We start from the raw sequence: 6131 nt of genomic DNA, 5'->3' as shown, positions 1-6131 counted from the left end.
GAGGACCGCTACCTGATGACGGTGATCGCCACCGCGTCCAACCCGCGCTTCTCGGTGAGCCGGGTCGACATCGACCGCGGCGGCCCCACCTACACCCGCGACACCCTGCGGGAACTGCACGAACTCAACCCCGACTCCGAGCTGTACTTCATCACCGGGGCGGACGCGTTGGCCTCTATCCTGTCCTGGCATGACTGGAAGGAACTGTTCGCGATCGCGCGGTTCGTCGCGGTGAGCCGGCCCGGCTACGACCTGGACGGCGCCCACCTCTCCGAGGTGCTTAGCCGGCTGCCCGACGGCGCGCTGACTCTCGTGGAAGTGCCGGCGTTGGCGATCTCGTCGACAGACTGCCGGCAGCGCGCCGCGGACTCGCGGCCGATCTGGTATCTGGTGCCCGACGGGGTGGTCCAGTACGTGGCCAAACGCCGCCTCTACCGTAAACCGGCCGCCGGTGAGCAGCTGTGACCGCCACGCCGGAGGCGATCGAGATGGCCACGGTGGCAGCCGGCGCTGCGGCCGCCAAGCTCGCCGACGACGTCGTCGTCATCGACGTCTCCGGGCAACTGGTGATCACCGACTGCTTCGTCATCGCCTCAGCGTCCAACGAGCGGCAGGTCAACGCCATCGTCGACGAAGTCGAGGAGAGGATGCGCCGGGCGGGCTACCACCCGGCCCGGCGGGAAGGCGCCCGTGAGGGCCGCTGGGTGTTGCTGGATTACGTCGACATCGTGGTGCACATCCAGCACCAGGACGAACGCGACTTCTATGCGCTGGACCGGCTGTGGCGGGACTGTCCGCTGGTGGCCATGGATCTTTCGAAAAACCTGGAAAGCCGGGAGGCGTCGCCGTGACGGTCCGCCGACTGGTCCTGCTGCGGCACGGGCAGACCGAATTCAACGTCGACAGCCGGATGCAGGGCCAACTCGACACCGTGCTCAGCGAGAAGGGGTACGCCCAGGCTGGCCTGGTCGCCGAGGTGCTGAGCAAACGCCAGCCGCTGCTGATCGTGTCGTCGGATCTCCGCCGCGCCTACGACACCGCGGTTAAGCTGGGCGAGAGCACTGGGCTGCCGGTGCGGGTGGACACCCGGCTGCGGGAGACCCACCTCGGCGACTGGCAGGGTCTCACTCACGATCAGGTCGACGCGACCGCGCCTGGCGCCCGGATGGCCTGGCGGCAGGACGCCACCTGGGCGCCACACGGCGGGGAGAGCCGGGTCGACGTGGCCGCCCGCAGCATGCCGCTGGTCGCCGAACTGGTGGCAGGTGAGCCGGATTGGGGTGACCGGCCGGTGGTGCTGGTCGCCCACGGCGGGCTGATCGCCGCGCTGACCGCCGCGCTGCTACGCCTGCCGGTCACCAACTGGCCGGTGCTGGGCGGGATGGGCAACGCCAGCTGGACGCAGCTGAGCGGAGACGGCAACGACTTTGATGTCGATGCCGCACACGCGTTGGACCAGATCCGTTGGCGTCTCGACGTGTGGAACGCCTCGGTGCAGGTCTCCGGCGATGACTGCTGAGCCGGCTGAGTCGGCGGCGTGCCCCACGCTGCTGGTCTTCGCCGACTCGTTGGCCTACTACGGGCCGGCCGGCGGCTTGCCAGCTGACGACCCGAGAATCTGGCCGAATATCGTTGCTGCGCAACTTGGGTGGGATCTCGAGCTGATCGGTCGAATCGGCTGGACCTGCCGCGACGTGTGGTGGGCGGCGACTCAAGACCCGCGTGCCTGGGCGGCGCTGCCCCGGGCCGGCGCGGTGGTCCTCGCGACCAGCGGCATGGATTCGCTGCCGTCGGTGCTGCCGACCGCGCTACGTGAGTCGATTCGATACCTGCGGCCGCCGCGGCTGCGGCGCTGGGTGCGTGATGCTTACGGCTGGGTGCAGCCCCGGCTCTCCCCGCTGGCCCGGTCGGCACTGCCGCCGCGTCTGAGCGTGGAATACCTCGAATTAACCAGGAAGGCAATAGAGTTCAACCGTCCGGGTATTCCGATTGTGGCGTCACTGCCCCCGGTGCACATCGCCGATACCTACGGCCGGGCTCACCACGGGCGCGACGCGACAGCGGCGGCCATCACCGATTGGGCGCGGCGGCATGACATTCCGCTGATCGACCTGAAGGCCGCGGTGGCGGGGCAGATCATGAGCGGACGCGGCAACCCCGACGGCATTCACTGGAACTTCGAGGCGCACCGTGCGGTCGCGGAGCTGACGCTGCAAGCGCTGGCCGAAGCGGACGCGCCGGAGCGGCGCTGATGGCCGTCAAGGTGGTCACCGATTCGTCGGCGTGCTTGCCGGCCGACCTGCGCTACCGGTGGGGGATCCGCCAGGTCCCGCTGCACATCCTGCTCGACGGCGCCGATCTGCGCGACGGTGTGGACCAGGTCCCCACCGACATTCACCAGCGTGAAAGTGCCACCACCGCTGCGGCCAGCCCCGCGGAGTTGCTCGCCACCTACCGGCAGGCGCTGGCCGACAGCGGCGGTGCCGGTGCGGTGGCGGTGCACATGTCGTCGGCGCTGTCCGGAATGTTTCGCACCGCAACGCACGTCGCCGCCGAGATCGGCCCCGGGATTCGCGTCGTCGACTCGAGATCGACCGCGATGGGAACCGGCTTTGTGGTGCTTGCTGCCGCCCGGGCTGCGGCCAGCGGCGCCGGCCTGGATGCCGTTGTGGGCGCAGCGGACTCGGCGGCAGGCAGGATCCACGCCTACCTCGTCGTACACCGGCTGGACAACCTGCGTCGCAGCGGGCGGATCGGCAGCGCGGCAGCATGGCTGGGAACTGCGCTGTCGCTCAAGCCGCTGTTGTGCATTGACGATGGAGAGCTTGTGCTGGCACAGCGGATCCGCACCGCCGGCAGAGCGGTCGCGGCGATGGTCGAGCGGGTTGGCGAGATCGTCGGCGACCGCCCGGCGGTACTAGCGGTGCATCACGTCGCCAACCCGGCTGGCGCCGCCGATTTAGCGGCTGCTCTTGCAGCTCGGTTGCCGGCGGCCGCGCCGGCGATCGTCACCGAGTTGGCTCCGGTGCTGGCGCTGCACGTCGGGGCTGGGGCGCTGGCGGTGGCTGTTGAGGTGTCCAACGGCGCCGCCGGCGACTAGTCCCGACCGGCGATTGTCTCGACCGCACGCTGCATCGAACGTTCGGCGTCTTCGCGACGGTCGCCCATGCCGACGAACATGTCGACGGTCATCGGCCCGAGGATGTGGGTGAGCGCGCGGCCACCGGACTCGAACTCCCCGACGATCTCCAGCAGCACCACACCGTGGATCATGCTCCAGATCCGCTCGGACAATTCCACCACGTCGTCGTCGCGGATCCTGCCGGTGGCGACGATCCGCCGTACCACGCTGACGAATTGTTCGAACGTCGCCGCGGTCACGTGCGTCTCGACGGCTGAGGCGCGGAACAGCTGTGGCGACGCGAGTCCGAACATCAGCCGGTAGCGCTGCGGGCTTTCCAGCGCGAACTCCCGGTAGGCGTAGCCCATCACGAAGAAGTCGGCCATCGGGTCGTCTGTGGTCGGCGCCGAGGCCAGCGCCGCGCCGAACCGCTCGAACGCCGCGGCCACGATCGCCTCCAGCAGGCCGTTCATCCCACCGAAGTGGGTGTAGACGGCCATCGTCGACGCGCCGATCTCGGCGGCGACCTTGCGGGCCTGCAGCGCCTCGGGGCCGTCGGTTTCCAGCAGGCGGGTGCCGGCCTCGACCAGGCGCTCCCGCGGAGACGAACTCATGCTTGCCATCGTGTCATAACGGTGTTATACCTGACTGCATAACATCGTTATAGCCAGGAGGCACTCCGATGACCAATCCCTACCTGCAGGGCGGATTCGCCCCGATCCAGCAGGAATTCACCCTCACCGACCTCGAGGTGACCGGGACGATCCCCGACCACCTGGACGGGCGCTACCTGCGCAACGGGCCCAACCCGATCGGCGAGATCGACCCCGCGATCTACCACTGGTTCATCGGCGACGGGATGGTGCACGGGGTGCGGATCCGCGACGGCAAGGCGGAGTGGTACCGCAACCGCTATGTGCGTGGGCCGCAGACCGCCAAAGCGCTCGGCGAGCAACCGCCGCGCGTCCGCCACGTCGGTGCGTCCGAAATCGGCGCCAATACCAACGTGATCGGGCACGCCGGGCGCACCATCGCGCTGATCGAGGGCGGGATCTCCTGCTACGAGCTGACCGAGCAACTCGACACCGCCGGCGCCTGCGATTTCGACGGCACACTGCCCGGCGGCTACACCGCGCACCCCAAGCGTGACCCGGACACCGGTGAGCTGCATGCGGTGTCGTATGCGTTCAACCGCGGCAACACCGTGCAGTACTCGGTGATCGGCACCGACGGCCGGGCGCGGCGCACCGTCGACGTCGAGGTCACCGGGTCGCCGATGATGCACGACTTCTCGCTGACCGAGAACCACGTCGTCTTCTACGACCTGCCGGTGACCTTCGACGCCCGCCAGGTGGCCGAGGGGCTGGCGCCGCAGGGGCTGCGGCTGCCGGTGCGGTTGATCCTGAACGCGCTGATCGGGCGGGTGCGCATCCCCGACCCGATCACCGCCCGGCTGCCGATGGCCAAAGACGCCGACCGCCGCATGCCGTACCGGTGGAACCCGAAATACCCGGCCCGGGTCGGGGTGATGCCCCGCGACGGCGGCAACGGTGCCGTGCGCTGGTTCGACGTGGAGCCGTGCTACGTGTTCCACCCGCTCAACGCCTACGACGACGGCGACGCGATAGTGCTCGACGTGGTGCGGCATCCGAAGATGTTCGACACCGAACTGCGCGGCCCCGCCGAAGGCCCACCCACACTGGACCGGTGGACCGTCGACCTGGTCGACGGCAAGGTCCGCGAGTCCCGGTTCGACGACCGCGGACAGGAATTCCCCCGGGTCGACGAACGGTTGGTGGGTAAGCGGCACCGGTTCGGCTACGCTCCCGTTGGCGATCACCTGGGCGGAGAGGCCACGCTGCTCAAACACGACCTGGTTCGCGGGACCACGGCGACGCGCTCGCTCGGCGCCGGAAAACAGCTGGGCGAGTTCGTCTTCGCACCCTCAGCCCCGGATGCTGCCGAAGACGACGGCGTGCTGATGGGGTTCGTCTACGACGCCCCGACCGACCGAAGCGAGCTGGCCATCCTGGACGCGCACACGTTGGAGGATGTCGCGAGCATCCGTCTGCCGCACCGTGTTCCGGCGGGCTTCCACGGCAACTGGGTGCCGGCGGGACAGTAGAACAAAGGAGTCGAAATGACCACGAGCCTGCCAACGCTAACGGCGTTGCGCCGCCGAGCAATGGCCGATCCCGCTGTGCGGGTCGGCGACCCGGAGCGGGAACGCACCGCCTCCGTTCTCGGGCGGGCATTCACCCAGGGGTACCTCTCGATGGAGGAGTACGAGACACGACTGGGTCGAGCCTTCGAGGCCCAGACCGTCGGCGCGCTCGATCATCTGATCGCCGATCTGCCTGTCGGGCGGATCCGACGGCGCGATCCGCAGCGTCGTGCTGCGCGGTACGCCGCCGCCCGGCGTGGCGTGCGGATTCACCTGATCGCCTACCTGGCCGTGTCAGTGTTGATGATTGCCATCTGGCTGGCCACCGCCGTCGCTGCCGGCGCGTGGTACTTCTGGCCGGCCTGGCCCATCCTCGGCTGGGGTATCGGGATCGTCTCGCATGTGGTTCCCGTGCACGCATGTGCCGGTAAACCAGGTAAACGCCGTAATCGGGTTCGATGAGCGCCACCCCAGCGATTCGATGCGGCGGGCCTCTACGGCGTGCCACTCGGCCAGGTTCTGCCGCACCGCGTTCCGGCGGGGTTCCACGGCAACTGGGTGCCGGCGGGACAGTAGGGCGGGGTGTAGGGCCGAGCCTGCGGTGACGGCATAGGAAAACGCAGCCCGTCCTCACGATCGTCGACTGGGTAGTCGCCCTGCAGGCCGGCGACCACGCACGGACCGTCCGATTTGGGGTGTTCGTGGTTGACGCCGTGTTAGCGCACACCCAGCTCATTCTCGGACCTGACTTAGGACATTTCGTTAGTGCCCCGGGTCGACGCCGAGATGAGCCAGAATTTCGGCTTGGGCGCCCGGGATTGTCGGCGGGATCGTTTGGGTGGTGCC

The 6131-nt window shown here is 68.7% G+C and carries 8 protein-coding genes; 7 read left to right on the top strand and 1 reads right to left on the bottom strand.

Annotated elements, in window-relative coordinates; all coding sequences use genetic code 11:
* From nadD to AC2VOP_RS02120, 5 genes are all read left to right on the top strand, one after another.
* A partial coding sequence (gene nadD, locus AC2VOP_RS02140; protein ID WP_486959437.1) for a nicotinate-nucleotide adenylyltransferase occupies positions 1-465 on the top strand: 465 nt, incomplete at its 5' end.
* A complete protein-coding gene (gene rsfS, locus AC2VOP_RS02135; RefSeq protein ID WP_486959436.1) occupies positions 462-851 on the top strand; it encodes a ribosome silencing factor in 390 nt (129 codons plus the stop codon). The genes nadD and rsfS, both read left to right, overlap by 4 nt.
* Positions 848-1519, top strand: coding sequence for a glucosyl-3-phosphoglycerate phosphatase (gene gpgP / locus AC2VOP_RS02130; protein ID WP_486959435.1), 672 nt, complete (start codon positions 848-850; stop codon positions 1517-1519). Before rsfS ends, gpgP begins: the two co-directional genes overlap by 4 nt.
* Positions 1509-2252, top strand: a complete 744-nt coding sequence (octT, locus tag AC2VOP_RS02125) for a diglucosylglycerate octanoyltransferase (RefSeq protein ID WP_486959434.1) — start codon at positions 1509-1511, stop codon at positions 2250-2252. Before gpgP ends, octT begins: the two co-directional genes overlap by 11 nt.
* Positions 2252-3100, top strand: coding sequence for a DegV family protein (locus tag AC2VOP_RS02120; protein ID WP_486959433.1), 849 nt, complete (start codon positions 2252-2254; stop codon positions 3098-3100). The genes octT and AC2VOP_RS02120 overlap by 1 nt, the downstream gene beginning before the upstream one ends.
* Here AC2VOP_RS02120 and AC2VOP_RS02115 read toward each other — a convergent pair.
* On the bottom strand, positions 3097-3735 hold the full coding sequence (locus AC2VOP_RS02115; protein WP_486959432.1) for a TetR/AcrR family transcriptional regulator: 639 nt from the start codon (positions 3733-3735) through the stop codon (positions 3097-3099). The genes AC2VOP_RS02120 and AC2VOP_RS02115 overlap by 4 nt on opposite strands.
* A gap of 68 nt (positions 3736-3803) precedes the next feature.
* Here AC2VOP_RS02115 and AC2VOP_RS02110 point away from each other — a divergent pair, with 68 nt between their 5' ends.
* Together AC2VOP_RS02110 and AC2VOP_RS02105 are read left to right on the top strand one after the other, a co-directional pair.
* Entirely contained in the window at positions 3804-5246 is a 1443-nt protein-coding gene (locus AC2VOP_RS02110) for a carotenoid oxygenase family protein (RefSeq protein WP_486959431.1), read from the top strand.
* 60 nt (positions 5247-5306) lie between these two features.
* Positions 5307-5747, top strand: coding sequence for a DUF1707 domain-containing protein (locus AC2VOP_RS02105; protein WP_486959438.1), 441 nt, complete (start codon positions 5307-5309; stop codon positions 5745-5747).
* Positions 5748-6131: the final 384 nt, after the last annotated feature.

The organism is Mycobacterium sp. TH-M106 (genome assembly GCF_057473765.1).
The sequence above is the reverse complement of the archived record's forward strand: the minus strand, read 5'-3'. Positions and strand labels throughout refer to the sequence as shown.